The sequence below is a fragment of the Pseudomonas sp. 31 R 17 genome, from assembly GCF_900004915.1.
Lineage (GTDB): Bacteria > Pseudomonadota > Gammaproteobacteria > Pseudomonadales > Pseudomonadaceae > Aquipseudomonas > Aquipseudomonas orientalis_A.
In genome coordinates, this window is record NZ_CVTN01000081.1 from 154,079 (window position 1) to 179,543 (window position 25,465).

A 25,465-nucleotide genomic window follows, 5' to 3' on the forward strand; every position below is an offset into this window, starting at 1 on the left:
CAGATGACTGACCAAGCCCCCACCCTCGACCAACTGCTCAACACCCTCGATCACGCCATGCTCGCCGACCGCCACCGCTTGCGTCGGCAGTTGCTTGAGCTGCGCAAGAAGCCTGACGAGGAAAAGCTGGCGCAGTGGGTGGCGCGCATGCAGGCGTCCTGCGCCCAGGTCACGGCGCGGCGTGCGAGCCTGCCGGTGATTCGTTACGACGACAGCCTGCCGATTGCAGCCAAGCGTGACGAGATCAAAGCTGCGCTGAACAAGCACCAGGTGCTGATCATTGCCGGCGAAACCGGTTCGGGTAAAACCACCCAGTTGCCGAAGATCTGCCTGGAAATCGGCCGTGGCCAATACGGCCTGATCGGCCATACCCAGCCACGCCGGATCGCCGCGCGCAGCGTTGCCAGCCGTGTCGCCGAAGAACTGGCCACCCCGCTCGGCGCGTTGGTCGGCTATCAGGTGCGCTTCGAGGACCAGAGCGACTCCAATACGCTGATCAAGCTGATGACCGACGGTATCCTGCTGGCGGAAACCCAGAACGACCGCTATCTGGAGCGCTATGACACGATCATCGTCGACGAAGCTCACGAGCGCAGCCTGAACATCGACTTTCTGCTCGGTTACCTCAAGACGCTGTTGCCGCGCCGACCCGACCTGAAAGTCATCATCACCTCGGCCACCATCGACCTTGAACGTTTCTCCAAGCACTTCGACGATGCGCCGATTGTCGAAGTCTCGGGCCGCACGTTCCCGGTCGACACCTGGTACCGCCCGCTGACCCTGGAACAGGACGAGGAGGGCAACCGCGTCGAGGACGACCTCACCGTCGACCAGGCGATCCTCGCCACCCTCGATGAAATCGCCGCCTATGAGCGCAGCGAACGGCGCAGCCCCGGCGATGTGCTGGTGTTCCTGCCCGGCGAACGCGAGATTCGCGACGCCGCTGAGATGCTGCGCAAGGCCCAGCTCAAGCACACAGAGATCCTGCCGTTGTATGCGCGCCTGTCACCGGCCGAGCAACAGCGTATTTTCCAATCCCACCCGGGCCGCCGCGTGGTACTGGCGACCAACGTCGCGGAAACCTCGTTGACCGTGCCGGGCATTCGTTATGTGATCGACAGCGGCACCGCGCGCATCAGCCGCTACAGCTACCGCGCCAAGGTGCAGCGCCTGCCGATCGAGGCGATCTCCCAGGCCAGCGCCAACCAGCGTAAAGGCCGTTGCGGCCGGGTCGAGCCGGGCATCTGCATCCGGTTGTACAGCGAAGAAGACTTTATCGGGCGCCCGGAATTTACCGACCCGGAAATCCTGCGCACCAACCTCGCCGCAGTGATCCTGCAGATGCTGCACCTGCGCCTGGGTGAAATCACCGACTTCCCGTTTATCGAACCGCCGGATGGCAAGGCCATCAGCGACGGTTTCAACCTGCTGCAAGAGCTGTCGGCGGTGGACCGCAACAGCCAGCTCACGCCGTTGGGCCGCCAACTGGCGCGCCTGCCGGTGGACCCGCGCATGGGCCGCATGCTGCTCGAAGCCGCCAAGCTGGGCAGCTTGCAGGAAGTGCTGATCGTCGCCAGCGCCATGTCGATCCAGGACCCGCGCGAGCGTCCGCCGGAGCGCCAGCAAGCCGCCGACCAGGCCCATGCGCAGTGGAAAGACGCGGATTCGGACTTCGCCGGGCTGGTCAATCTGTGGCGCGGCTTCGAAGAACAGCGCCAGGCACTGACCGCCAGCCCGCTGCGCAACTGGTGTCGGAAGAATTTCCTCAACTACCTGCGCCTGCGCGAATGGCGCGATTCCCATCGCCAGTTGAGCCTGATCTGCCGCGACATGCAGCTGACGATCAACAAGGAACCGGCGGATTTCCCGAAATTGCACAAGGCGGTGCTGTCCGGCTTGCTCAGCCAGATCGGCCAGAAGACCGAGGACGGCGACTACCTGGGCGCACGTCAGCGGCGCTTCTGGATTCACCCTTCTTCGGGCATCGGCAAGAAACGTCCGCAATGGCTGATGACCGCCGAACTGGTGGAAACCACCAAGCTGTATGCGCGCATGGTGGCCAAGATCGACGCCGACTGGATCGAACCGCTGGCCGGGCACTTGATCAAGAAAAACCATTTCGAACCGCATTGGGAGAAAAAGCGCGGCCAGGTGGTGGCGTTTGAACAGATCACCTTGTTCGGGCTGATCGTGGTCGGACGCCGGCCGGTGCATTACGGGCCGATCGATCCGGTGGTGTCGCGCGAGCTGTTTATCCGCGAAGGCCTGGTGCGTGGGGAAATCCAGTCGCGAGCCAAGTGCCTTGCGGCCAACCAGCAACTGCTGGAGCAGCTCGACGAACTGGAAGCCAAGGCGCGCCGACGCGACATCCTGGCCGACGAAGAAACCCTCTACGCCTTCTACGATGCGCGCCTGCCGGCAGAGATCCACCAGACGGCGACCTTCGACAGCTGGTACAAGGTCAACAGCCAGAAAGACCCGCAACTGCTGATCATGCGCGAGGAAGATGTGCTGGCCCGCGAAGCCAGTGAAGTCACCGCCGCGCATTACCCGGACACCTTGCACCTGGGCGACCTGGCCCTGGCCTTGAGTTACCACTTCGAGCCCAACCACCCGCGTGACGGCGTCACCCTGCGCGTGCCGGCGCCATTGCTGCCGGCATTGCCGGCCGAGCGCCTGGAATGGCTGGTGCCGGGGGTGATCGAAGCCAAGTGCATCGCTCTGGTGCGCAACCTGCCCAAGGCGCTGCGCAAAAACTTCGTGCCGGTGCCGGATTTCGTCAAGGCGGCGCTGCAGCGCATCGAGTTTGGCCAGGGCTCGCTGCCCCAGGCGCTGGGCCGTGAATTGCTGCGCATGACCGGCGCGCGGGTCAGCGACGAAGCCTGGGCCGAGGCGGCGCAACAGGTAGAAAACCACCTGAAGATGAACCTGGAAGTGGTTGACGGCCAGGGCAAGTTCCTTGGCGAAGGCCGTGATTTGGCAGAGCTGACGGCACGTTTCGCCGAGGCCAGCCAGGCGGCGCTGGCGGTACCGCAAACTGCGAAAAGCCAGCAGCCGGTGGAGGCCAAGGTGTTTGCGGCGGTCGCTGAGAAGACCCAGCAGAACATCGCCGGCCTGTCGATGACGGTATACCCGGCGCTGGTGGAGGAAAACGGCACGGTCAAGGAAGGGCGTTTCTCCACGGCCGCCGAGGCCGAATTCCAGCACCGCCGTGCCTTGCAGCGCCTGTTGATGCAGCAACTGGCGGAACCGGCGAAATTCCTGCGCGGCAAATTGCCGGGGCTGACCGAATTGGGCCTGATGTATCGCGAACTGGGGCGCATTGATGCGCTGGTGGAAGATATCCTGCTCGCCAGTCTCGACTCCTGCGTACTGGAAGGCGAAGCCAATCTGCCGCGTGATGGTGCCGGGCTGGCCGCGCTGGCCGAGCGCAAGCGTGGCGGCTGGACCGAACACGCCGAGCGCCTGGCGCGCCTGACCCTGGACGTGCTGAAACTCTGGCATGGCCTGCAAAAGCGCTTCAAGGGCAAGATCGACCTGGCCCAGGCGGTCGCCTTGAACGATATCAAGCAGCAACTGAGTCATCTGGTGTACCCAGGGTTTGTGCGCGAGACCCCGGCGCAGTGGTTCAAGGAACTGCCGCGTTACCTCAAGGCCATCGAGCTGCGCCTGGAAAAACTGCCGAGCCAGGTGCAGAAGGACCGTGTGTGGAGCACTGAACTGAGCGGCCTGTGGGCCCAATACCAGAACCGCCTGAACAAACACACCCAGGAAGGCAAGCGCGATCCGCAGCTGGAGCTTTATCGCTGGTGGCTGGAGGAATATCGGGTGTCGTTGTTCGGCCAGCAGTTGGGGACCAAGGTGCCCATATCCGACAAGCGACTGAGCAAGCAATGGAGCCAGGTAGAGCCTTGAGGTCTTCCCGGTTGCCCAAGTGAGCAGGGGTCAACTGTGGGAGGGGGCTTGCCCCCGATGACTGAGTGTCAGCCACTGATGTCTTGACTGATACACCGCCATCGGGGGCAAGCCCCCTCCCACATTGTGAGCTGTGTGCAGCCGGACTATCGAGGACATTTCCGACAAGGATTTGGGTTCAGTACCGCCGCAAGCAACTGATAACAGGGTCCAACTGTGGGAGGGGGCTTGCCCCCGATGACTGGGTGTCAGCCACTGATGCCTTGGCTGATACACCGCCATCGGGAGCAAGCCTCCTCCCACATTTAACGGTGTCTGTCCGGGAAGTGGCGCCAAACCCCGGTGTTTGTGGCAAACTTCGCGCCCATAAATGCCGGGATCGTCGTAGCAGCGACGCGATGGAATAAAGCGTTGCCAGTTTGATGCCCGCTGGACGGAATCAAACGACCTAAAGTTTGGTACGACGGTACCAATATCTTCTGCCTGACAGATTTAGAGGAACGACCGTGCATAACGTCGTCATCAGCGGCACTGGCCTGTACACCCCGGCCAACAGCATCTCCAACGAAGAGCTGGTGCAGTCTTTCAATACCTATGTGCAGCAGTTCAACAGCGAAAACGCTGCGGCCATCGAGCGCGGCGACGTGCAGGCGTTGACTGAGTCCAGTGCGGCGTTCATTGAAAAGGCCTCGGGCATCAAGAGCCGCTTCGTCATGGACAAGGACGGCATTCTTGACCCTCGGCGCATGGCCCCACGCTTGCCCGAGCGCAGCAACGACGAATGGTCGGTGCTCTGCCAGATGGCCGTCGGCGCTGCCGAGCAGGCCCTGCAACGCGCCGGCAAGACCGCCGCCGATATCGATGGCGTGATCGTCGCCTGTTCCAACCTGCAGCGTGCCTACCCGGCCATCGCCATCGAGGTGCAGGAAGCCCTGGGTATTGAGGGCTTCGGTTTTGATATGAACGTGGCGTGTTCCTCGGCCACCTTCGGGATCCAGAATGCCGCCAACAGCATCCAGTTGGGCCAGGCCCGGGCGATCCTGATGGTCAACCCGGAAGTCTGCACCGGTCACCTGAATTTCCGTGACCGCGACAGCCACTTCATCTTTGGCGATGCCGCCACGGCGGTGATCCTCGAGCGGGCCGACCTGGCGACCTCCGAGCACCAGTTCGACGTGGTGAGCACCAAGCTGCTGACCAAGTTCTCCAACAACATCCGCAACAACTTCGGCTTTCTCAATCGCACCGCGGAAGAGGGCGTCGGCGCGCCGGACAAACTGTTCGTACAGGAAGGCCGCAAAGTGTTCCGCGATGTCTGCCCGATGGTGGCCGAGTTGATTGGCGAGCACCTGGCGGAAAACCAGCTGGGCGTCACCGATGTGAAGCGCTTCTGGCTGCACCAGGCCAACCTGAGCATGAACCACTTGATCGTGAAGAAACTGCTGGGCCGCGAGGCGTCGGTGGAAGAGGCGCCGGTGATCCTCGATACCTACGCCAATACCAGTTCGGCAGGCTCGGTGATTGCGTTCCACACGTATCAGGACGACTTGCCCAAAGGCGCCGTGGCGGTGCTCAGCTCGTTCGGGGCGGGCTACTCCATCGGCAGCGTGATCCTGCGCAAACGCTGATGGCGGATCGGGTCTGCGCGTTTACAGTGAGGTGTTGAATGGCAGCAGCGGACGACACGCATCTGCTTGAACGCCTGCTCAAGGGCGAGCAGCGGGCCTACAAGGAGTTGGTCACCACGTACCAGAGTGCGATGCGCGCGGTGGCCTATGCCATCGTCGGCCAGCGGCATGCCGATGAGGTGGTGCAGGATGCCTGGCTGTCAGTGGTCCGCAACCTCGCCAGGTTCGAAGGGCGTTCCAGCCTGAAAACCTGGCTGTTGACGATCACCGCGAACGCCGCCAAGGGCCGCTACAAGCAAAATCGTCGGGAGGTGTTGCTTGACGACCTGCCTTCTCCCCATGGAACCATCGGTGATGAACGCTTTACGCCTGACGATGGGCACTGGGCCGTAGCCCCGTATGCCTGGCACCAGGACACGCCGGAAGCCTTGCTCACCGAAGAGGAATTACGCAACTGCCTGGAGCACACCCTGCTGAGCCTGTCCGAATTGCAAAGCAGCGTGCTGGTGCTGCGTGAACGCCAGGGCCTGGAGCTGGAGCAAATCTGTAATCTTCTGACACTCTCACTCTCCAATGTGCGTGTGCTGCTGCATCGGGCACGGCTTAAAGTCTTTGCCACAGTGGAGCATTTTGAGGAAACGGGCGAATGTTGACGTGTAAGGAGCAAGTGGCGCGTTCCAGTGACTACCTCGATGGGCAATTGACCTTTCGTGAGCGTCTGCTGGTGCGTCATCACTTGATGTTCTGTCCGAACTGCCGGCGCTTTATCCGTCAGATGCGCCTGATGCAGGCGACGTTGCGGATCATGCCGGACGAGCCGGTGAAGGATGCGGATGCGCTGGCCGAGCGGCTCGCGGCCGAGCGGCGTAAAGATGTATAGGAGCGAGCTCGCTCGCGAAAAACGTCAACGATAACGCGGGTATCCTGGATAAACGCGCTGCCTGTTCGTTCTTCGCGAGCATGCTCGCTCCTACAGGGTGAGGTTAGAACTTGGCTTCAGCATCCAGCTGAAGGGTGTTGGTGTTGGCATCACGCTGAGTCCGGCTGGCGTAGTCAGCCTTGGTCAGGAAGTACGTGGCGCCCAGGGCGAAGTTCTTGTCGATGTCGTAGCTGACCTTCATCTTGTGACCGCGCGAACCGGTGGTGCCGTTGGCGAAGTCAGAATCGGTGAAGGCGCCTACCACTGCGTCACGTTGCGTATCGCGGTAGTTGTAGTCGAGGTTGAAACCGAACACCTTGGACTTGGCACCCACCAACCAGGCGGTGTCCTGATCGGTCACGGCATCGTTGTTTTTCACGTATTGGCCGTAGAAGGCCAGCGGCACTGCCAGGCCGCCGATGTCGGCCTGGGCAAAGCCTTCATACAAGCGGAATTCGTTATTGGCCGAGTTGCCGTTGACCGCCAGTGCGCAAGGCGTGGTGGTGGTCGTGCAGCGGCTGTCCTTATCGTTCTGGTAGGCGTAGACACTGCCGCCCAGGGTCATTTTCAGGTTGTCGGTCAGCGAGAAACGCGTGCCCAACTGGCCGGATGTCAGGCGCAGGTCGTGGCGAAATTGCACGCCGTCGCCGTCGACGTTGTCCTTGAGGTTGTAGTTGCCCAGGCTGCCGAACAGTTCGGCGCTGCCGCCCAGCGGGTATTTGTAGGTGACGGCCAGGCCTTCGGGGTTGATATCGCTGTCCCAGATCACATCGCCCATGCTCACCCACGGTTGCATCATCTTGCCGCCGATCACGTGCAGATTCTTGATCTGGTCCGGGTGGTAGTCGATGTAGCCGAGGTCCAGCCAGATCGATTTCTTATCGAAGTAACCATCCTGGTCCTGGTTGGTGGAACGCGCATCGTCGCCGCCGCCCGTGGCGATACGGATACCGGTGTCCACCTGCGGGTTGATCTCGGTGTAGGCACCCAGGCGCGCGCGGATACGTTGACGGTCCTTGTCACGCCCACCGTTGTTGGGCTCACCGTCGATCTTGATGGTTTCCTGGCGAAAACGCACATCGCCCTTGAACTGAGTCTTGGCGGCCCAGGCCAGCTTCTGGTCGAAGCTGCTCAGCTCGTTGGTCTTTTTCGCAGTGGCGGCGATCTGTTCGTTGGTTTCCTGTTGAGCCTGGCGTGCGATCTGCTGTTCTTTCTGGTCCTTGGCCAACTCGTTCTGCAATTCGGTGTACTGCGAAGCAGTGATCTGGCCGTTGGCCTTGAGCATGTCGAGCAACTTAGCGTCGACTGCAGCGCTGGCCGGAACGCTCAGGGCCAGTAACAGGCCGCCGCACAGGACCGCCGCAGTTTTAGTGGAAGCAAGACGCATATCAATCTCCGAAAGTGAGGAGGGGTAACAAACCCTCCAGGACACAACCGACCGATGACGGACGGAAAAAAGGCCACCTGGCAAACCCGGGTGCTCTAAAAACAGGCGTCAGTATCGCGACGGTTTATGACGGAGTAGTGGCTAAGTGATTTCATCTCCATGACAATTGGTTTGCCCACGGAACTATTGATTTGGAGTTGTGTCCCGGGTTTTTTCCGGGTGTGCACACGGCTGTGATAGGCGATACTCGCCAGGCTTTCACGCCCAAGACACAGAGAAGATGCCGATGCCGCTGCAACGCCTGGACAGCCTGTCCGACATCACCCCGCAGGCCTGGGATGCCCTGGCGCCGCAGGCCCAGCCATTCGTGCGGCATGCGTTCCTGAGCGCGCTGGAAGACAGTGGCAGCCTGGGGCCCCATTCGGGCTGGCAACCGGAGCATTTGCTGCATTGGGAAGGCGAGCGGCTGGTGGCGGCATTGCCCGGTTATCGCAAATGGCATTCCTATGGCGAGTACGTGTTCGATCATGGGTGGGCCGACGCCTGCGCACGCGCCGGCATCGACTACTACCCCAAGCTGCTGACGGCCGTGCCGTTCAGTCCGGTCAGCGGCCCGCGTTTGCTTGCAGCCAATGCCGAGGACGGCTTCGAACTGCTGAACAGCCTGCCCGGTTACCTGGAAATCGAAGGGCTATCCAGTGCCCATGTCAATTTCACCGACGCGCTGGCCGATGACGCATTGGCCCGGCAACCCGGCTGGTTGCAGCGCCTGGGCTGCCAGTTCCACTGGCAGAACCGTGGCTACCGCGACTTCCAGGATTTTCTCGACGCCCTGAGTTCACGCAAGCGCAAACAGATGCGCAAAGAGCGCGAACAGGTGGCGGGGCAGGGTATCGAGTTCGAGTGGTTGCAGGGCCATGAACTGAGCGAAGCCCAGTGGGATTTTGTCTACGCCTGTTACGCCAACACCTATGCGGTACGCCGCCAGTCGCCCTACCTGACCCGGGCGTTTTTCAGCCTGCTGGCCGAGCGCATGCCCGAGGCGATTCGCGTGGTCCTGGCCAAACAGGGCTCACGCCCGGTGGCCATGGCGTTCAGCCTGATCGGCGGTGACAGCTTCTACGGCCGCTATTGGGGCTGCCTGGCGGAGTTCGACCGGCTGCATTTCGAGACCTGTTTCTACCAGGGCATGGACTACGCCATCGCCCACGGCCTGCAACGCTTCGATGCCGGCGCTCAAGGCGAGCACAAATTGATTCGTGGCTTTGAACCGGTGATTACCCGCTCGTGGCATTACCTGCGCCATCCGGGACTGAAAAACGCCGTGGAGGATTTCCTCGAGCGCGAGCGTGTGGGCATTCTGGCGTATGCCGAAGAGGCGAGGTCGGCGCTGCCTTATCGGCAGGCCTGAGCCACTGGTCTGGCAGAACTGGTCAAAGAAGCCGAAATCGCTATTCTGTATGTACAAAAGTACATACATGGCGTGCCATGTATTTTGAGTGGGATGATTCAAAAAACAAGGCCAACATTGCTAAGCACGGTATCGATTTCAACGACGTTCCGGATATCTTTCGCCATCCAATGCTGGCCTTGCGCGATTATCGAGCGGATTATGGCGAAGAGCGTTGGATCAGTATTGGCTGGATCAAATTATTGATTGATAGGTGTGGTCGTATACACCGAACGGCGTGGCGATGTGATCCGTATCATTTCCGCCCGAAAAGCAACCAAGAAGGAGGCCAAATATTATGACGCAAACATCGAAAACTGATTGGGAGCGCCTGGCCAAGATGAGTGACAAAGACATTGATACCAGTGAAATTCCTGAACTGGATGCTGAGTTTTTTCGACGTGCTGAACTGCGTGTTCCTGTGAAGCAAGCGGTTACCATTCGACTTGATGCGGATGTTCTAGAGTGGTTCAAAGGTCAAGGCACTGGCTACCAGACTCGTATTAACCAGCTTTTGCGCCAATACATGCAGGCTCATCAAGGTTGATCAACACGTTAAAAGTTCCGCCCTGCCTTACCGGCAGGCCTGACCGTAAGATCGTTCTCACGCTCTGCGTGGGAATGCCGCCTTGGACGCTCTGCGTCCGCGCTTGAAGTCGTGACGCAGAGCGTCACAGGATGCATTCCCACGCGGAGCGTGGGAACGATCAAGGCCGGCTCTCATTAATCGATGCCAACGAACCCACCCGTCTGGTGCTGCCACAACCGCGCATACAGCCCGCCATGGGCCAGCAATTGGGCGTGGCTGCCGCTTTCGGCGATCCGGCCTTTTTCCAGTACGACCAGTCGGTCCATGCGCGCGATGGTCGAGAGTCGATGCGCGATTGCAATCACGGTCTTGCCCTGCATCAGGGTTTCCAGGCTTTCCTGGATCGCGGCTTCCACTTCGGAGTCCAGTGCCGAGGTGGCTTCGTCCATGATCAGGATCGGTGCATCCTTGAGCAGCACGCGGGCGATGGCGATCCGTTGACGCTGGCCGCCGGAGAGTTTCACCCCACGCTCGCCCACATGGGCATCCAACCCGGTACGGCCCTCGGAATCCGACAGCAGCGGGATGAACTCGTCGGCGCGCGCCTTGTGCACGGCGGCCCAGAGTTCTTCGTCGGTGGCCTGCGGCTTGCCGTACAGCAGGTTGTCGCGGATCGAGCGGTGCAGCAGCGAGGTGTCCTGGGTGATCATGCCGATCTGCGCGCGCAGGCTTTCCTGGGCGACTTCGGCGATGTCCTGGCCGTCGATCAGGATACGGCCGCCCTGCAGGTCGTAGAGGCGCAGCAGCAGGTTGACCAGGGTCGACTTGCCCGCGCCGGACGGGCCGATCAGGCCGATCTTCTCCCCGGCCTTGATCTCAAGGTTCAGGCCGCCAATGATCCCGCTCTGCTTGCCGTAGTGGAAATCCACCTGCTCGAAGCGCACCAGGCCGCGGGGCACTTCCAGGCGCGGGGCGTCGGCGCGGTCGACCACCGCGAGCGGCTGGGCGATGGTCTTGAGGCCATCCTGCACGATGCCGATGTTTTCGAAAATGCCGTTGACCACCCACATGATCCAGCCGGACATATTGACGATGCGAATCACCAGGCCGGTGGCCAGGGCAATGGCGCCGACGGAAATCAGCGACTGCGTCCACAGCCACAGGGCCAGGCCTGTGGTGGTGACGATCAGCAGGCCGTTCAGGACGGTGATGACCGCGTCCATGCTGGTGAGCACGCGCGCCGCCAGTTGGGTTTTTTCGGTTTGCTCGACAATCGCTTCCTTGGCGTATTCCTGCTCATTCTGCGTATGGGCAAACAGCTTCAGGGTGGTGATGTTGGTGTAGCCGTCGACGATGCGCCCCATGAGTTTGGAGCGCGCTTCGGAAGAGATCACCGAACGCTCCTTGACCCGCGGTACGAAGTAACGCAATGCCAGGCAGTAGCAGACGATCCAGATGATCAACGGAATCATCAGTCGCCAGTCGGCCTCGGCAAACAACACCAGCGAGGTGATGGCATAGATCGACACGTGCCAGATGGCTTCGGCCGTTGCCACCGCAGAGTCACGCAACGAGTTGCCGGTCTGCATGATGCGTTGGGCAATGCGCCCGGCGAAATCATTCTGGAAGAAATTCAGGCTCTGCTTGAGCACGTAGCTGTGGTTCTGCCAGCGGATCAGGCTGGTCATGCCGGGGTTGATGGTCTGGTGCACGAGCAAGTCATGCAGGCTGTTGAAAATCGGCCGCAGCAGCAGGGCGACCACGGCCATCCAGATCAGCTCGGTGCTGTGCACCTGGAAGAAATTCGCGGGCGGCGTGCCCTGGGCCAGGTCGATGATGCGGCTCAGGTAGCTGAACAGCGCGACCTCGATCAGCGCACCGACCAGGCCCACCACCAACAGCGCGGCAAAACACGGCCACACCTGGCGCAGGTAGTAGAGGTAGAAGGGCAGGACTTTATCGGGCGGGGCCGCGCTGGGAGCATCGCGGAAGATGTCGATCAGTTGTTCAAAACGACGATAGAGCATTAGGCTTGACGCCCGCCGTGCGGGCTCTCCTTTCAAATGCGCACGTCGCCTTGTGGGCAACGTGCGGAAGTTCCTGCAGACCTCAGTCGATGCGCTTGGCCGACTTGATCAGGACAGGATCGATTGGCACGTTCTGCATGCCTTGCTTGGTGGTGGTCTGCGAGTTGACGATCACATCCACCACATCCATGCCCTTGACCACCTTGGCGAATACCGCGTAACCGGCATCGCGACCCGGGTCGAGGAAGGCATTGTCGGCCACGTTGATGAAGAATTGGCTGGTGGCCGAGTTCGGGTCATTGGTGCGGGCCATGGACAAGGTGCCGCGCACGTTATGCAGGCCGTTGCTGGCTTCGTTCTTGATCGGTGCTTCGGTCGGCTTTTGCGACATTTGCTGGGTAAAACCGCCGCCCTGGACCATGAAACCCGGGATCACACGGTGAAAAATCGTGTTGGTGTAGAAGCCTTTGTCGACATAGGCGAGGAAATTCTTGGTGCTGATCGGCGCCTTGACCGGGTCGAGTTCGATTTCAATGTCGCCATTGGTGGTGGAAATCAGTACGTGGGGCGCCTTGGCCGGTTCGGCCGCCATCAGGTTGGCAGCGAACAGAACGGAACCGGCAAGGAAGGCAATTTTTTTCAGCATGGGTCAGTGATCCTGGGTAATGGTGTCGAGTTTGATCCAAGGGCGTGGCGGGAATCTTCAATCACCACCGGTCGCGCGTTGGGCAGCAGTTTTACATAGATTTCTTTCCGGACCATGGGTTCACTGCGTTTCAGGCTTGCCGAGGGGCCGCGAAGGGCGCGTCCAGCGGAGCGGTATCAAAAGTGCGTAGCAGTTCCACGAGAATCTGCGTCGCCGGCCCCAGGGGTTTGTCCTTGTTCGAATACAAATAGAACGTGGGATGGCGGCTGACGCCCTGTTCCAACGGCAGTTGCTTGAGCAGGCCTTCGGCGAGTTCGCGCTCGATCATGTGCCGGGGCAACCACGCAAACCCCAGGCCGCTGCCCACGAACGCGGCGGCGGTGGCCAGGCTGCCGACGGTCCAGCGCTGTTCAGCGCCGAGCCAACCCACATCCCGCGGTTGCTGGCGACCGGAGTCGCGGATGACCACCTGCATATGGCTTTCCAGGTCCTGGAAGCTCAACTCGCGGTGCATGCGGTGCAACCCGTGCTCGGGATGGGCCACGGCGACGAATTCCACATCGCTCATTTCGGTGCCCAGGTAACCGGGAATGCTGAAGCCGCAGATCGCCAGGTCAGCCACGCCTTCTATCAAAAGCTCTTCGACGCCGGACAATACCTCCTCACGCAAGCGCACCCGGCAGCCTCGGCTCTGCGGCATAAAGGCGGTCAGGGCGCGTACCAGGCGCGCGTTGGGATAGGCCGCATCCACGACCAGCCGTACTTCGGCCTCCCAGCCTTGTTCCATATGGTGGGCAAGATCTTCCAGTTGGCTGGCATTCTTCACCAGTTGCCGGGAGCGGCGCAGCAACACTTCACCCGCATCGGTGAGTACCGCCTTGCGCCCGTCGATGCGCAGCAGCGGCACGCCGAGCTGGTCCTGCATGCGCGCCACGGTGTAGCTCACCGAGGACTGCGAACGGTGCAGCGCTTCGGCCGCCTGGGCGAAGCCGCCATGGTCGACCACAGCCTGCAATGTGCGCCATTGATCAAGGGTCACGCGGGGCGCTTTCAAGATGAGCTCCTCTTGTCCTAAGCTGGCGGTCCTTATTGGAGACTGCCGAATGAGAAAATTCTGTTGTGTGTTGCTGGCGCTGCTGCCGATGATCGCGTTTGCCTACCCGATCGACGTGACTAAAAAGATCGACGGCGTAAGCATCGACTACACCGCGTCCGATGTGGACGGCGATATCAGCTCGATTCAGCTCAATAACTACGGCACCCAGGATGCCCTGTGTTCTGTAATCTTTACCAATGGCCCGGAAGCGCCGCGTCGTCGCACCGTCACCGTGCCCGCAGGCAAAAGCACCCACACCACGGTCAAGTTCAACCGCGCGATCATCAAGATGCGAATCGCCCTGGCGTGTGCGCCGAAATAAAGCAAGCGCGGAGCACGGCGACAGGCAGACTCCGCTTATAAACAAATTTATAGATGGGTTATAGCAGTTTTTTGCGCTTTTTAATCGAAGCGGCCACGGTTAATCTTTTCTGCATCGACTCACAGCATTTACCGATAGAGCCTACATGGCCCTGTCCGCCAACGCCCTGCTCGTGCAGGTGGCGTGATCCTTTAATCGCCAGATAATCCCCCGGTGTTTATCTGGCCCCAAGCAATCCCTTCAAGTACGCGTACCGAACCTCCCTTTGCACTGTTTGCTCCTGAGTGCTCCTGCCCGACTGCCGCTTCAGCGAGGTCGGGTTTTTTTTGCCTCGAGTTTCTTCGAGCATCGAAAAGCTTTAATGTCGCGCCCATTCGAAACGAGGCGCACATGGGCTATCTACTGGTTGTCACCCTGATTCAGGCATTTTCCTTCAGCTTGATCGGCGAATACCTCGCCGGTCACGTCGACAGCTACTTCGCAGTGCTGGTGCGCGTGGTACTGGCCGGGCTGATCTTTATCCCACTGACCCGCTGGCGCTCGGTGGCACCGGCCTTCATGCGCGGCATGCTGGTCATCGGTGCGCTGCAGTTCGGCGTGACCTACGTGTGCCTGTATCTGAGCTTTCGCGTACTGACGGTGCCGGAGGTGTTGCTGTTCACGATCCTCACACCGTTGCACGTGACCCTGATCGAAGACGCGCTCAACCGGCGGTTCAATCCCTGGGCACTGGTCGCCGCACTGGTGGCGGTGGCGGGTGCGGCGGTGATTCGCTTCGACCAGATCACGCCGAATTTCCTGATGGGCTTCCTGCTGCTGCAACTGGCCAATTTCACCTACGCCGCCGGGCAAGTCATGTACAAGCATCTGGTGGCACGCTATCCGAGCGATCAGCCGCATTACCGACGCTTCGGTTATTTCTACCTGGGTGCCTTGCTGGTGGTGCTGCCCGCGTTCCTGCTGTTCGGCAAGGCAGACTTTCTGCCACAGGCGCCGCTGCAATGGGGTGTGCTGGTGTTCCTGGGGTTGATCAGTACCGCGCTGGGCATGTACTGGTGGAACAAGGGGGCGTGCCTGGTCAATGGTGGCACCCTGGCGGTGATGAATAACCTGCATGTGCCGGTGGGGCTGCTGCTGAACCTGCTGATCTGGAACCAGCATGAACCGCTGGGAAGGCTGGCCCTGGGCGGCCTGGTGATTCTGGCGGCGGTTTGGGTGAGTCGATTGGGTATCAAGCCCGCCGCTGGCGTAAAGTCTGCGACCTGAAGGTGCCAGCGATGTGTGAGCGGCAATGAGAGTGTGTTATCGAAAGGAACGGTGTGGGGGTGGCAGAGTGGACAAGGTCGATGAACTGATAATTGCTGCCTTGAAGGATGACTCCCGCGTCAGCCTGGCCGAACTGGCGCGCCAGGTTCACAAGTCTCGAACCGCCGTGGAGTCGCGGGTTCAAAAACTGATCGAAAAGGGCATTATCCTGGGCTTCACCATCAGCGTCGCTGAGGGTGATGAGGCCCGGCAATCGGCATTTTTGATGCTCAAGCTCAACGGGAGCACCTGCCACCTGGTGTTCCCGAAAATCCACCAGTATCGCGAGGTGGTGCAGGCCTATTCATTGTTTGGCGACGTGGACATGATGCTCGACGTGCGCTACCGCCATTTTGAAGAGTTGATGGTATTGAAGGAAAACCTGCTCAAGATCGAGCACGTGAATGAGGTGGTGGTCAATCCGGTGCTCAAGGCCTGGCGCTAGCCGCTGCCGTCCGGGACGGCAGCGGCTGGTGCCCGATCAGGCCGGTGCGTGGTCGTGGAAGGTTTCGAGAAAGTAGTGATTCAGGGCCGGCATTGTCTGGCGCAGGGTGTCCACGAATTCTGCGATGACCGTCTGGTTGAATGCCAGCGTGGTGTGGTCATGCCCCAGTACCACCACCAGCAGGCTGGACGATGCGTTCGTCAGTCTGAAGTCATGGGCATCGGCGTCGACTTTGCCGATGCTCGCCAAAGGCACGTCGCCGCAGGTATAGACGATGTCGCCCGCGGGGATCATGACGTCCTTCTTGGCAAACAACGGGCGGAAGGCCCTCGGCGCCGGCGAGCGCATGACGTGGATATCGTCCCGCTGATGATAGCTGTGTACGCCGATACTGACGCCGTGTCGGATCGCCACGGCGTTATAGGCATCGACGACGTTATTGATCGGGCGCACACCGTTGGCGATGAACCGCCGCAGCAGTTTTTCGTTGGCGCTGACCGTGTTGGTATAGCCGAGCTTTTCAAGCTGGCGGGCAAACCCTTCGTAAACGGGATTGGCATCCAGTTCGTTGAGGTGCGAGGCCACATGATTCAGGTTGCTCTGCAAGAGACTGACGAAACTCTGGTCGTCAGACACCCGGATGTTTTCGACAACGGCGGCGCACGCATTATTGAGGCCCAGGTCAAGGGCTGACTGTTGAATGATCAAACGACTTTTCATGCCCTTAGCTCCATAGCTTGTTGCGCAGCAGTTCGGTGCTGGCATCGAGCTGTTGCAGGCTGGGGTGCTGCAACCAGAACAGCCCTGGGCAGGTGGCGAAGTCGATCGTGACCGGCGTGGTGTCGCCCGGGCTGAGAAAGAAGCGATGGCCGCAATAGGCTTCATCGAGCATTGCGCTCTGCAGCGCCTGGGGTGAAGGCGCGGTAAAGGTGCGGCGCTCGTCGGAACAGAAAAAGCCGATACGACCATGGCTGATCTCACGTGCAACTCCGGCCGGCGGGCGAGGCCGGCCGAGGTAGCTGTCGATGGCCAGCGATAACAGGTCCGGCTGGTACACCTGTTGAAACAGCAGCGGGGCGATACCGCCATGCAAGCGGCCGCCCGCTTCAATCATCACCGGGCCCGCATCGGACCAGATGATTTCCATATGAATCGGCCCGATCTCGATGCTCAGGGCCGCCGCTGCCTGGCGCGCGTAGTCGATCAAGGGTTGCAGCTCTTGTGCCTGGGGGTCGAGGGTGTCCAGGCTTTCATAGACAAACTTGCTGCCGTTTCTGTGGATCTTGGTGTATTTGCACACCGTGGCGATGGTGTACTCGCCATCAAAGGCGACCATGTCCACCACGTACTCCGGCCCCGCCACGAATGGCTGCACGATAAACCCGAGGTTGAATTCCCCAAGGTCGTTTTTCTGCCGCCAGGCCGCATTGTTCAGGGCGGTTTGCACTCCGTGCTTGCCCCGGGCGAATACCACGCCTTCGGTGGCGGCCGAATTCAGCGGCTTGACCACGTAGGTGGCCGCTTCGTCCAACGAGTCGACGACTTCCCGGATGCGGGTTTGCGAACTCAACAGTTGCGACGCAATGTTCGCCAATCCGTGTTTCTTGAGCGCTTGCTGCATGGAAAACTTGTTGCGCCGCAGGTCGCTGGTGATGCGGCTGTTGCCCGCAATACGCAGCACTTCGGTGAGGTAATCGGTGAGATAGATCGCGGTCTCGCAGCCTGCGATCACCGCGCTCAATGACAGCTTCTCGAGGGTTTCCAGCAGGCTCTCTTCCCAGTGGTAGACCTCTTCGAAATCTTCCCGGATCAGGTCATCGGTGAAGTGCCTGGGCAAGGTGTTGGTGGAGATCACCGCGATGCACTTCACGCCCTGGGCCTTGAACAACGGGGCGTAGAGTTTGCCGGTGGAAAACGGGTCGACGATCAGTACGGTTTGCAATTGAGGCATTCCTTATTCAAGGGTCGCGGTGGCCGGGACCGCCGGTGTGAGGTTCCACGCCAGCACGGCGGCGGCCAACAGGCCGGCGGAGACGATCATCAACAGGCGCGCACCTTCCAGCCCGAGGAATCCTGCGGTGGTGAAAAACGTCAGGATCATGGGCGCCGAACCGCTGACCAGCAGGTAGTAGAGCGAACTCTTTGCAGCGATCACGTCGGCCACCCGAGCGTTGGGCGCCGACTCGATCAGGTTCTTGCGCAATTGGATGCGCAGGCTGTTGATGCAAAAGCCCAGCAGGAACGCGGCCACCATCATCACGTAGAGGTTCTGGAAATACACGATTGCCACGTCGGCCAGCAGCACCAGGAGGATGGCGCTGTAGCTGTTTAGCTTGATACGTGGCAGCACCGCCGCACTGAAGGCACCCAGGCCCGCCAGGCCGCTGGCCACGCCGAACAGGGTGGCGTTCCACTCATTGAGCTTTTGAAACACGATCGGCACCAGGCTGTTGAAGGCGCCGATATGGAACCCGATCATGCTTAACACAATGATCAGCACGTAGAGGTTTCGCGGCAGGTTCAGCGCCTGGGCCACGGGGCTGTCACCGGCCTGCTCGGTGTTGTCGGCGCCGGGCGTGGCCTGTACGAACAGGATCGCCGCCAGCGAGACAATCGCCGCCAGGCTGATGATCTGGAGAGTCTGGCTGACCGAGAACACGTCCACGATCACCCCGCCCAGCAGCGCGCCGCCGAAGGCGCCGATCTGGATTGACGTTTGCATCAGCCGCGCCGAGGTGTCGCTGTCGGTCGCGCCGGCCAATACCAGCTTGGTATTTTTCGACTCGAGGGTGCTGATGGTGAAATAGTCGGTGACACCGACCACGAACGCGATTGCCAGGAAGCCGATGGGCAACACGGCGGCGTTCGTGAACGACAGGCCAAGCACGGCGGCGAACGCGGTCAGGCGGATGTACAGCAGGCGTTTCATGCTCAGTTCAATGGTGAAAAACTTGCCGATGTATTGTTCGCACACATACGGCACCACCGTCGCTACGCACAGCGTGGCGCCCACCAGGAATGTCGAGCCGGTGGTTTCCAGGCCGAACCAGACCATGGCAATCACAATCGCCATGTCCAGGCCGGTAAACAGGGTCACGATCGAGTAGAACGCTGTCAGTGTTGATTTAGTGGTCATAGGGCTCAGTCGTAACGAGAAAGTTTGAGTAAAGGCACGCACCGTTGGGTGTCACCGACGACGGTACTGAACTGGTTTCTGACGCGAACGGTGGGTGGCGACTTCTTTTCCAGGTTGCACACCTTGTAAGCGTTGTCGTGCCAGGGGCAGATCACACTCTGCCCGTCGCCGCTGGTTTCACCCATGTGCAACGGGCCGCCGCGATGGGGGCAAGTGGTCGGCAGCAACTGCGTCGAATAGGTGTGGCGCTTGAGAAAATAAGTGGTGTCTTCCACGGCCACGTAGTTGGCGTCGGTCAGGTTCAGGCGGATAGCTTTCATGGGGTGCCTACTCAAAGTGCCGTGACGGTATAGGTGCAGGAGGGGCTGACGACGCGGGTGCCATGCAGCATGCCCTTGGGAATCACCACGCCTTCCCCGGCCTTCAGGCGCACGCTGAGTTCGGGGCTTGCGACAAAATCCAGCTCGCCGGTTTCAACCCAGAACAGCTCGTCATTGGGGTGGGTGTGCGGCACCGAGAGTTCGTGCTCGGCCTCGGTAATGCGCTGGTCCACCGGCTTCTGGCCGTGGTGGGCGGCAGCCAGTGCACGGTGTTCATCCAGCTCGTCATGCCATTTGATATGGGCGTAGAGCTCTTCATCGGCGATGTCCTGCAGCAACCTGAACTCTTCGAAACCGCGGACCAGGTCGGGAATGATCTTGCTGCCAAATTGCTTGATCATCGGCAGGATGAGGCGCTGCAGGGCCATTCTTCCGTGATGGACATCGATGTGTGAATGTTCATCGAAATAGTCGGTGGAGACGCTGTCGCCGAAAATCGCCTTGATGGCGCTCGACTGATGCTTGGTGGTGAGGGCCAGGGTGGCCTCGGTGTAATACATCGCGCCAATGTAGCGGAACAGCTCGCCGTGGTTGGCGGACACATAATGGAAGTAGTTGGTCAGCGACAAGGAACCTGCGGTGTAGAACTGCCAGTAATGGTGCACGTGGTGCGACATGCCCATGTCTTTGAGCATGTCTTCAAAAATGGTGCTGTGCTTCTTTTTATCGACGCCGTAGCCATATTCATCGATCAGGATCTTGAACAGCTCGCTGGTGTACACACCGCAGTTGCCCAGCACGTTACGCGCCATCGCCGAGGCTTCACTGAGGAAGTCGCCGGCGCATTGGGTCATGAAAAAACGCGCGGCCCGTTCAGGGTTGCGGCTGGTGGTCAGTACCTGGTGCAACCTGGACTCGGACTGTGCGACTTCCTCCAGGACTTTGTCGGTGTGGGCGACAAACGAATCCAGGCACCACGAACCGTTGATATGCACTTCCTGCTTGAGCCAGTCGTACAGGTACTGCTCAAGCAACGGCCGGATCTTCTTGCCGCTGGCGGCGTGCTCGGGGTCGTAGAATTGTTTGAACGCCTTGAGATCGAGTTCCATGGGCGGCTTTGGCAGGAATACCAAGTCCTGCTCATAGATATTCAATAACAAGCGTTGCGCCAATAAATGCTGGCTGTCTGAAAGTTGGTCGCTGGTCAGGCGGGTGCTGATAATGACATCTGAAATATCCTGCGGCCGAGAAGGGCGCTGGAAGGGGCTGTTGGTATAAAAACTGCGCGGTTGGGCAAAAGCCTGGGCATCACCGTAGTGCGTAAGCGCCTCGGCATCCGAACTGAGTGCGAAGTGGGGCGCGTCATCTGACAGCTTAGTTGTCCATAACATAAGAAGTGCCTTCTGGCTGATTTGTTCGATGGCCAGATGCTATAGATTTGGTTTTTCTAAAAACAGATTGAAAATTGGGCGCGTAGATAGTGAATTTCACTAAATCAATAGGTGGAGTCTGCTTTGTGATTTGGGTGAGTTGATTTATTTTAGGGCGACGACTAGACATGTTCGCCGGCTTTTTCCGGCATGCGGGCTAATAAAGTCTTGAGGAAGAAGGAAGATGACAGTCAGCGTTTTGATCCTGCCGGGCCTGTTCAACTCCGGTGAAGCCCATTGGCAATCGCAATGGGAGCGTCAGTTCCACGGGTTGCAGAGGGTCGAGCAGCAGGACTGGCAAACGCCGGTCGCTGCCGATTGGGTGGCGCGCCTGAATCAGGCGATAGAGGCGGCTGACAGCGAGGTTGTGCTGGTCGCGCACAGCCTGGCGATTACCCTGATCACACGCTGGGCGGCGCAGTATCCGCAGTCGAACAAGGTAAAGGGCGCCTTGCTGGTGGCGCCAAGCGATACCGAGGCGGAATCGTATGCGTCGGGCACCACTGGTTTTACGCCGATGTCGATGCAGCGCCTGCCGTTTCGCACGATCCTGGTGGCGAGCACCAACGATCCCTACGTCACCCCGGAACGGGCGAAAGCATTCGGCGAGGCATGGGGCAGTGAACTGGTGTGGGTGCATGGCGCCGGCCATATCAACGGCGACTCGGGGTACGGGCCTTGGCCGAAGGGTGTGGAATACCTTTACCAATTGACCGGTGACCCGCAGTTCCAACTGAAGTAGCGGCCACTGCGAGGGACCGGCCAGGCCCCTCGCAGCTCAGGTTGTCAGTGTTCCAGGGTTTCCACGGCCTTGGCATTCTGCGTCATCGCAAACAGCCCGCCGCGCAGGTCCGTGCCGCTCGGCTGCTGATACAGGCTCAAGCCGAACTCCGGCAACACCGCCAATAAATAATCGAAAATATCCCCCTGGATGCGCTCGTAGTCCGCCCACGCCGTGGTGCGGGTGAAGCAGTAGATTTCCAGCGGCACGCCCTGGGCGGTGGTCTGCATCTGGCGCACCATGCAGGTCATGTTGGGCTGGATGTCCGGGTGGCTTTGCAGGTACGCCAGGGCGTAGGCGCGAAAGGTCCCCAGGTTGGTCATGCGGCGGCGGTTGGCCGACAGTTGCGCACTGTGGCCCTGGGCCTCGTTCCAGGCCTTGAGTTCGGCCTGCTTGCGCCCGATGTAGCCGGTGAGCAGGTGCACCTGGGTCATGCGTTCTTCTTCGTCATCGCGCAGAAAACGCACGCCGCTGGCGTCGATGAACAGGCTGCGCTTGATGCGCCGGCCGCCGGAGGCCTGCATGCCGCGCCAGTTCTTGAATGACTCGGACATCAGGCGCCAGGTGGGAATGGAGACGATGGTCTTGTCGAAGTTCTGCACCTTGACCGTGTGCAGGGTGATATCCACCACGTCCCCGTCGGCACCGACCTGGGGCATTTCGATCCAGTCGCCGACCCGCAGCATGTCGTTGCTGGTCAATTGCACGCTGGCGACGAACGACAGCAGCGTGTCCTTGTACACCAACAGGATCACCGCCGACATGGCACCCAGGCCCGACAGCAGCAACAGCGGCGAGCGGTCGATCAGGGTGGCGACGATGATGATCGCGCCAAACACGAACAGCACCATCTTCGCCAGCTGCACATAGCCCTTGATCGAGCGGGTGCGCGCATGTTCGGTGCGCGCGTAGATATCCAGCAGCGCGTTGAGCAGGGCACTTATCGCCAGCACCATGAACAGAATGGTGATCGCCAGGGCCACGTTGCCGATGAACAGGATGGCGGTCTTGCTCAGGTCCGGCACCAGGTACAGGCCGAACTGGATCACCAGGGACGGCGTCATCTGCGCCAGGCGATGGAAGACTTTGTTATGCCGCAGATCGTTGAGCCAATGCAGCGCCGGTTGCCGGCCGAGTAATTTGACCGCGTGCAGGATGAGGTAACGCGCCACACGCCCCACGACGAAGGCCACCACCAGCAATACCAGCAAGCCGAGGCTGGAATGCAGGACCGGGTGTTCATCGAGGGCGCCCCAGAGGTCTTGGACGTTGAGCCAGAGCTGTTTGATATCCATGGATTAACCGATTCTTCTGTAAGACAACACGGGCCGATTAGAGCATTTAAGTGCAACAAAGTTGACGCCACGGACAAAATCGCTGACAAAAAACCAGCTGATTAGCACCGTTCGCGTAAAGAAACTCGGTTTGGACGCCCGAAACCGGTAACCTATGCAGCTGATATTTTGTATTTCTTCGAGGTAGCACCCGTGTTTTCCCAATTCGCCCTGCACGAACGCCTGCTCAAAGCCGTGGCCGAGCTTAAATTTGTCGAGCCTACGCCTGTGCAGGCAGCGGCCATCCCGCTCGCGCTCCAGGGGCGTGACCTGCGGGTGACGGCGCAGACCGGTAGCGGCAAGACCGCTGCTTTCGTCCTGCCGGTTCTCAACCGCCTGATCGGCCCGGCCAAGGTCCGCGTCAGCATCAAGACCCTGATCCTGCTGCCGACCCGCGAGCTGGCCCAGCAGACCCTGAAGGAAGTGGAGCGCTTCTCGCAGTTCACCTTCATCAAGTCCGGCATCATTACCGGTGGCGAAGACTTCAAGGTCCAGGCCGCCATGCTGCGCAAGGTCCCGGATATCCTGATCGGCACCCCGGGCCGCATGATCGAGCAACTCAATGCCGGCAACCTCGACCTCAAGGAAGTCGAAGTGCTGGTGCTTGACGAAGCCGACCGCATGCTCGACATGGGCTTTGCCGACGACGTGCAGCGCCTGGTGGCCGAATGCGTCAACCGCCAGCAGACCATGCTGTTCTCCGCCACCACCGGTGGCTCGACCCTGCGCGACATGGTCGCCAAGGTGCTGAACGACCCCGAGCACCTGCAGGTCAACAACGTCAGCGACCTGAACGCGACCACGCGTCAGCAGATCGTCACCGCTGACCACAACGTGCATAAAGAACAGATCCTCAATTGGCTGCTGGCCAACGAGACCTATCAGAAGGCGATCGTCTTCACCAATACCCGCGCCGCTGCCGACCGGATCTACGGGCGCCTCGTGGCGCAGGAATACAAGGCGTTCGTGCTGCACGGCGAAAAGGACCAGAAGGATCGCAAACTGGCCATCGACCGCCTCAAGGCGGGCGGCGTGAAGATCCTGGTCGCCACCGACGTCGCCGCGCGCGGCCTTGACGTGGATGGCCTGGACCTGGTGATCAACTTCGACATGCCGCGCAGTGGCGACGAATACGTGCACCGTATAGGCCGTACCGGGCGCGCCGGCAACGATGGCCTGGCCATCTCGCTGATCTGTCACGGCGACTGGAACCTGATGTCGAGCATCGAGCGCTACCTCAAGCAATCGTTCGAGCGCCGCACCATCAAGGAAGTCAAAGGCACCTACACCGGGCCGAAGAAGGTCAAGGCCTCGGGCAAGGCCGTTGGGGTGAAGAAGAAAAAGACCGACGCCAAGGGCGAAAAGAAGAAGGCCGGCGCCAAGTCGCCGACCAAGCGCAAGATCGCCAACCGGCCGAAGACCGACAACCTGTCGCTCGTCAGCAAGGACGGCATGGCCCCGCTCAAGCGTCGCAAGCCAGAAGCGCCGGCTGCCGAGTAACATCCGTCTGACCGATCGTTCCCACGCTCCGCGTGGGAACGCCTCCCGGGACGCTCCGCGTCCACGCCTGCATTCAGCTTTTGGCTTTAGCCGCCGCTTCCTTGAGTTCCTTGAGGCGCGCATCAATCAACTGGCACTTGTCGGGAAATTCCGCGCTTTCGGTGTCCAGGTCCATTTTCTGCAGCTCGTCATTCATCTCTTTGGCCTTGGTCGGGTTCTGCTCGGTGAGCTGGGTGACTTCCCGCGCCAGTTGCTCGCGCTTGGCGGTGGCTTCTTCCGGCGTGCAGGCCCAAGCGGGCACGCTGCTCAGCAGCGTGGCGACGACGGCCAGGTTCATCAGGGTTTTCATGGGCGACCTCCTTGGCGATTGTGTACGGTTGAGGGGGCGAACGTCGGGAAAGTTCAGCGAAATGACGTCCGTCGATCAGGCTGAACGGCGGCTGAGCTGGCGTGTCACACCCCTGGACGGGCTACTTTTCCGTGGGCCTGCAGGAGGAATCAGGATGACGACTTACAACTGGGATCTGATCGAACGTCTGCTGCATGAAGTGCAAAACGGTGAGGGCAGCTTCGCTCCGCGCAAGTACGCCGAGCAGGAAGCCGCCGAGAAGGCCACGGCGGGCGAGCCCGTGGGCAACCTGGATACGCTTAAAAAGACGGCTGCGGATTACGAAGCACTGTTGCTCAAGCGCGGGTTTATCGAATCGCGTCCGCAGGAAGAGGGCGGCAATGGCGAGAATTTTATTTTGACCCCGCGCGGTTCAAGCCTGCTTTCCCTGATCGACAGCTCAATTCCAGGCGAACACCATCCACGTCATGTGCTGGATCAACAGGAAGATGCGCTGGACGAAGCCACCTTCGATCACGTGGCCTCCAAGGCCGCAATTGCCGGCGGCGCCATCTGAAGACCCCGCATAACCCTGTAGGAGCGAGCTTGCTCGCGAAAAACGTCAACGATAACGCGTACTTTCTGAATGAGCGCGGTGCCTGTGAGTTTTTCGCGAGCAAGCTCGCTCCTACAGACGGCGGTAGGGCTTGTCCCCGATAGCCATAGGTCTCTACACAACCCATCTGATACACCTCGGTCCAAATGTGGGAGGGGCGGTGCGACGATTCGACTTGCCCCCGATGGCGGCCTCATGGCCGACTGGGGTGTTGGATTGGACCGAGTACATATCCGTTTCTGCGGTAACGGCTGCTGATGGTTCCGCTTTTACAGCGGCTCACTTTTGAAAAGCGCAAAAGTAAGCAAAACGCTCTTGCCCCACCACTCGGCACCTCGCCCAGGCTCGGTG

At 60.3% G+C, this 25,465-nt stretch carries 23 protein-coding genes and 1 pseudogene; 13 read left to right on the forward strand and 11 right to left on the reverse strand.

Annotated elements, in window-relative coordinates:
- Window positions 1–3: 3 nt before the first annotated feature.
- From hrpA to BFP89_RS23770, 4 genes are all read left to right on the forward strand, one after another.
- On the forward strand, window positions 4–3,915 hold the full coding sequence (gene hrpA / locus BFP89_RS23755; RefSeq protein ID WP_065887903.1) for an ATP-dependent RNA helicase HrpA: 3,912 nt from the start codon (window positions 4–6) through the stop codon (window positions 3,913–3,915).
- A 506-nt stretch (window positions 3,916–4,421) separates the two neighbouring features.
- Window positions 4,422–5,543 (forward strand): beta-ketoacyl-ACP synthase III, encoded by a 1,122-nt coding sequence (locus BFP89_RS23760; protein WP_065887904.1) that lies wholly within the window; start codon window positions 4,422–4,424, stop codon window positions 5,541–5,543.
- A 38-nt stretch (window positions 5,544–5,581) separates the two neighbouring features.
- Entirely contained in the window at window positions 5,582–6,196 is a 615-nt protein-coding gene (locus BFP89_RS23765; RefSeq protein WP_065887905.1) for an RNA polymerase sigma factor, read from the forward strand.
- The gene (locus BFP89_RS23770) at window positions 6,190–6,423 is read left to right on the forward strand and encodes an anti-sigma factor family protein (RefSeq protein ID WP_065887906.1); all 234 of its coding nucleotides are present in this window, start codon (window positions 6,190–6,192) and stop codon (window positions 6,421–6,423) included. Before BFP89_RS23765 ends, BFP89_RS23770 begins: the two co-directional genes overlap by 7 nt.
- A gap of 103 nt (window positions 6,424–6,526) precedes the next feature.
- Here the strand turns inward: BFP89_RS23770 and BFP89_RS23775 are convergent, their stop codons facing one another.
- On the reverse strand, window positions 6,527–7,849 hold the full coding sequence (locus BFP89_RS23775; RefSeq protein ID WP_065887907.1) for a putative porin: 1,323 nt from the start codon (window positions 7,847–7,849) through the stop codon (window positions 6,527–6,529).
- A 286-nt stretch (window positions 7,850–8,135) separates the two neighbouring features.
- Between BFP89_RS23775 and BFP89_RS23780 the strand changes: the two genes are divergently transcribed.
- The 3 genes and pseudogenes from BFP89_RS23780 (at window position 8,136) to BFP89_RS23785 (ending at window position 9,846) form a co-directional block, all read left to right on the forward strand.
- Window positions 8,136–9,260 carry a GNAT family N-acetyltransferase gene (locus BFP89_RS23780; RefSeq protein ID WP_065887933.1) on the forward strand — a complete coding sequence of 375 codons (1,125 nt, stop codon included), beginning with the start codon at window positions 8,136–8,138 and terminating at the stop codon, window positions 9,258–9,260.
- A gap of 77 nt (window positions 9,261–9,337) precedes the next feature.
- Window positions 9,338–9,620 (forward strand): annotated as a pseudogene (locus BFP89_RS27965) (BrnT family toxin).
- A complete protein-coding gene (locus tag BFP89_RS23785; RefSeq protein WP_065887908.1) occupies window positions 9,598–9,846 on the forward strand; it encodes a BrnA antitoxin family protein in 249 nt (82 codons plus the stop codon). The pseudogene BFP89_RS27965 and the gene BFP89_RS23785 overlap by 23 nt, the downstream one beginning before the upstream one ends.
- A 176-nt stretch (window positions 9,847–10,022) precedes the next feature.
- Here BFP89_RS23785 and BFP89_RS23790 read toward each other — a convergent pair whose 3' ends face one another.
- The 3 genes from BFP89_RS23790 to BFP89_RS23800 all read right to left on the reverse strand — a co-directional run bounded on the left by BFP89_RS23790 (window position 10,023) and on the right by BFP89_RS23800 (window position 13,555).
- Window positions 10,023–11,855: an ABC transporter ATP-binding protein gene (locus BFP89_RS23790; protein WP_065887909.1), complete on the reverse strand. Its 1,833-nt coding sequence runs from the start codon at window positions 11,853–11,855 to the stop codon at window positions 10,023–10,025.
- A gap of 82 nt (window positions 11,856–11,937) precedes the next feature.
- Window positions 11,938–12,501: a peptidylprolyl isomerase gene (locus tag BFP89_RS23795; RefSeq protein WP_065887910.1), complete on the reverse strand. Its 564-nt coding sequence runs from the start codon at window positions 12,499–12,501 to the stop codon at window positions 11,938–11,940.
- A gap of 130 nt (window positions 12,502–12,631) precedes the next feature.
- Window positions 12,632–13,555 (reverse strand): LysR family transcriptional regulator, encoded by a 924-nt coding sequence (locus BFP89_RS23800; RefSeq protein ID WP_065887911.1) that lies wholly within the window; start codon window positions 13,553–13,555, stop codon window positions 12,632–12,634.
- 49 nt (window positions 13,556–13,604) lie between these two features.
- Between BFP89_RS23800 and BFP89_RS23805 the strand changes: the two genes are divergently transcribed.
- From BFP89_RS23805 to BFP89_RS23815, 3 genes are all read left to right on the forward strand, one after another.
- Window positions 13,605–13,919, forward strand: coding sequence for a 3-phosphoglycerate kinase (locus BFP89_RS23805; RefSeq protein WP_065887912.1), 315 nt, complete (start codon window positions 13,605–13,607; stop codon window positions 13,917–13,919).
- Between the two features lie 390 nt (window positions 13,920–14,309).
- Entirely contained in the window at window positions 14,310–15,185 is an 876-nt protein-coding gene (locus BFP89_RS23810) for a carboxylate/amino acid/amine transporter (RefSeq protein WP_065887913.1), read from the forward strand.
- A 67-nt stretch (window positions 15,186–15,252) separates the two neighbouring features.
- Window positions 15,253–15,669: an Lrp/AsnC family transcriptional regulator gene (locus BFP89_RS23815; RefSeq protein ID WP_065887914.1), complete on the forward strand. Its 417-nt coding sequence runs from the start codon at window positions 15,253–15,255 to the stop codon at window positions 15,667–15,669.
- Window positions 15,670–15,705: 36 nt separating this feature from the next.
- Here the strand turns inward: BFP89_RS23815 and BFP89_RS23820 are convergent, their stop codons facing one another.
- Genes BFP89_RS23820 through BFP89_RS23840 form a run of 5 tightly spaced genes read right to left on the reverse strand, consistent with a single transcriptional unit; the run spans window position 15,706 to window position 20,516 of the window.
- Complete coding sequence (locus tag BFP89_RS23820; RefSeq protein WP_065887915.1) at window positions 15,706–16,389, reverse strand: phenylalanine--tRNA ligase beta subunit-related protein; 684 nt, start codon at window positions 16,387–16,389, stop codon at window positions 15,706–15,708.
- A gap of 4 nt (window positions 16,390–16,393) precedes the next feature.
- Complete coding sequence (locus BFP89_RS23825) at window positions 16,394–17,620, reverse strand: ATP-grasp domain-containing protein (RefSeq protein ID WP_065887916.1); 1,227 nt, start codon at window positions 17,618–17,620, stop codon at window positions 16,394–16,396.
- Between the two features lie 3 nt (window positions 17,621–17,623).
- Window positions 17,624–18,805, reverse strand: coding sequence for an MFS transporter (locus tag BFP89_RS23830; RefSeq protein WP_065887917.1), 1,182 nt, complete (start codon window positions 18,803–18,805; stop codon window positions 17,624–17,626).
- Between the two features lie 5 nt (window positions 18,806–18,810).
- Window positions 18,811–19,125 carry a Rieske 2Fe-2S domain-containing protein gene (locus tag BFP89_RS23835; protein WP_065887918.1) on the reverse strand — a complete coding sequence of 105 codons (315 nt, stop codon included), beginning with the start codon at window positions 19,123–19,125 and terminating at the stop codon, window positions 18,811–18,813.
- A gap of 11 nt (window positions 19,126–19,136) precedes the next feature.
- On the reverse strand, window positions 19,137–20,516 hold the full coding sequence (locus BFP89_RS23840; RefSeq protein WP_256097376.1) for an iron-containing redox enzyme family protein: 1,380 nt from the start codon (window positions 20,514–20,516) through the stop codon (window positions 19,137–19,139).
- Window positions 20,517–20,739: 223 nt separating this feature from the next.
- Between BFP89_RS23840 and BFP89_RS23845 the strand changes: the two genes are divergently transcribed.
- A complete protein-coding gene (locus BFP89_RS23845; RefSeq protein WP_065887919.1) occupies window positions 20,740–21,297 on the forward strand; it encodes an RBBP9/YdeN family alpha/beta hydrolase in 558 nt (185 codons plus the stop codon).
- 44 nt (window positions 21,298–21,341) lie between these two features.
- On the opposite strand, the gene BFP89_RS23850 is transcribed toward BFP89_RS23845, so the two are convergent.
- The gene (locus BFP89_RS23850; RefSeq protein ID WP_065887920.1) at window positions 21,342–22,631 is read right to left on the reverse strand and encodes a mechanosensitive ion channel family protein; all 1,290 of its coding nucleotides are present in this window, start codon (window positions 22,629–22,631) and stop codon (window positions 21,342–21,344) included.
- A 192-nt stretch (window positions 22,632–22,823) separates the two neighbouring features.
- On the opposite strand from BFP89_RS23850, the gene BFP89_RS23855 reads away from it, so the two are divergent.
- Window positions 22,824–24,170, forward strand: a complete 1,347-nt coding sequence (locus BFP89_RS23855) for a DEAD/DEAH box helicase (RefSeq protein WP_065887921.1) — start codon at window positions 22,824–22,826, stop codon at window positions 24,168–24,170.
- Between the two features lie 73 nt (window positions 24,171–24,243).
- On the opposite strand, the gene BFP89_RS23860 is transcribed toward BFP89_RS23855, so the two are convergent.
- Window positions 24,244–24,519, reverse strand: coding sequence for a hypothetical protein (locus BFP89_RS23860; RefSeq protein ID WP_065887922.1), 276 nt, complete (start codon window positions 24,517–24,519; stop codon window positions 24,244–24,246).
- A 154-nt stretch (window positions 24,520–24,673) separates the two neighbouring features.
- On the opposite strand from BFP89_RS23860, the gene BFP89_RS23865 reads away from it, so the two are divergent.
- Window positions 24,674–25,075 (forward strand): transcriptional regulator, encoded by a 402-nt coding sequence (locus BFP89_RS23865; RefSeq protein ID WP_065887923.1) that lies wholly within the window; start codon window positions 24,674–24,676, stop codon window positions 25,073–25,075.
- The last annotated feature ends 390 nt before the right edge of the window (window positions 25,076–25,465 follow it).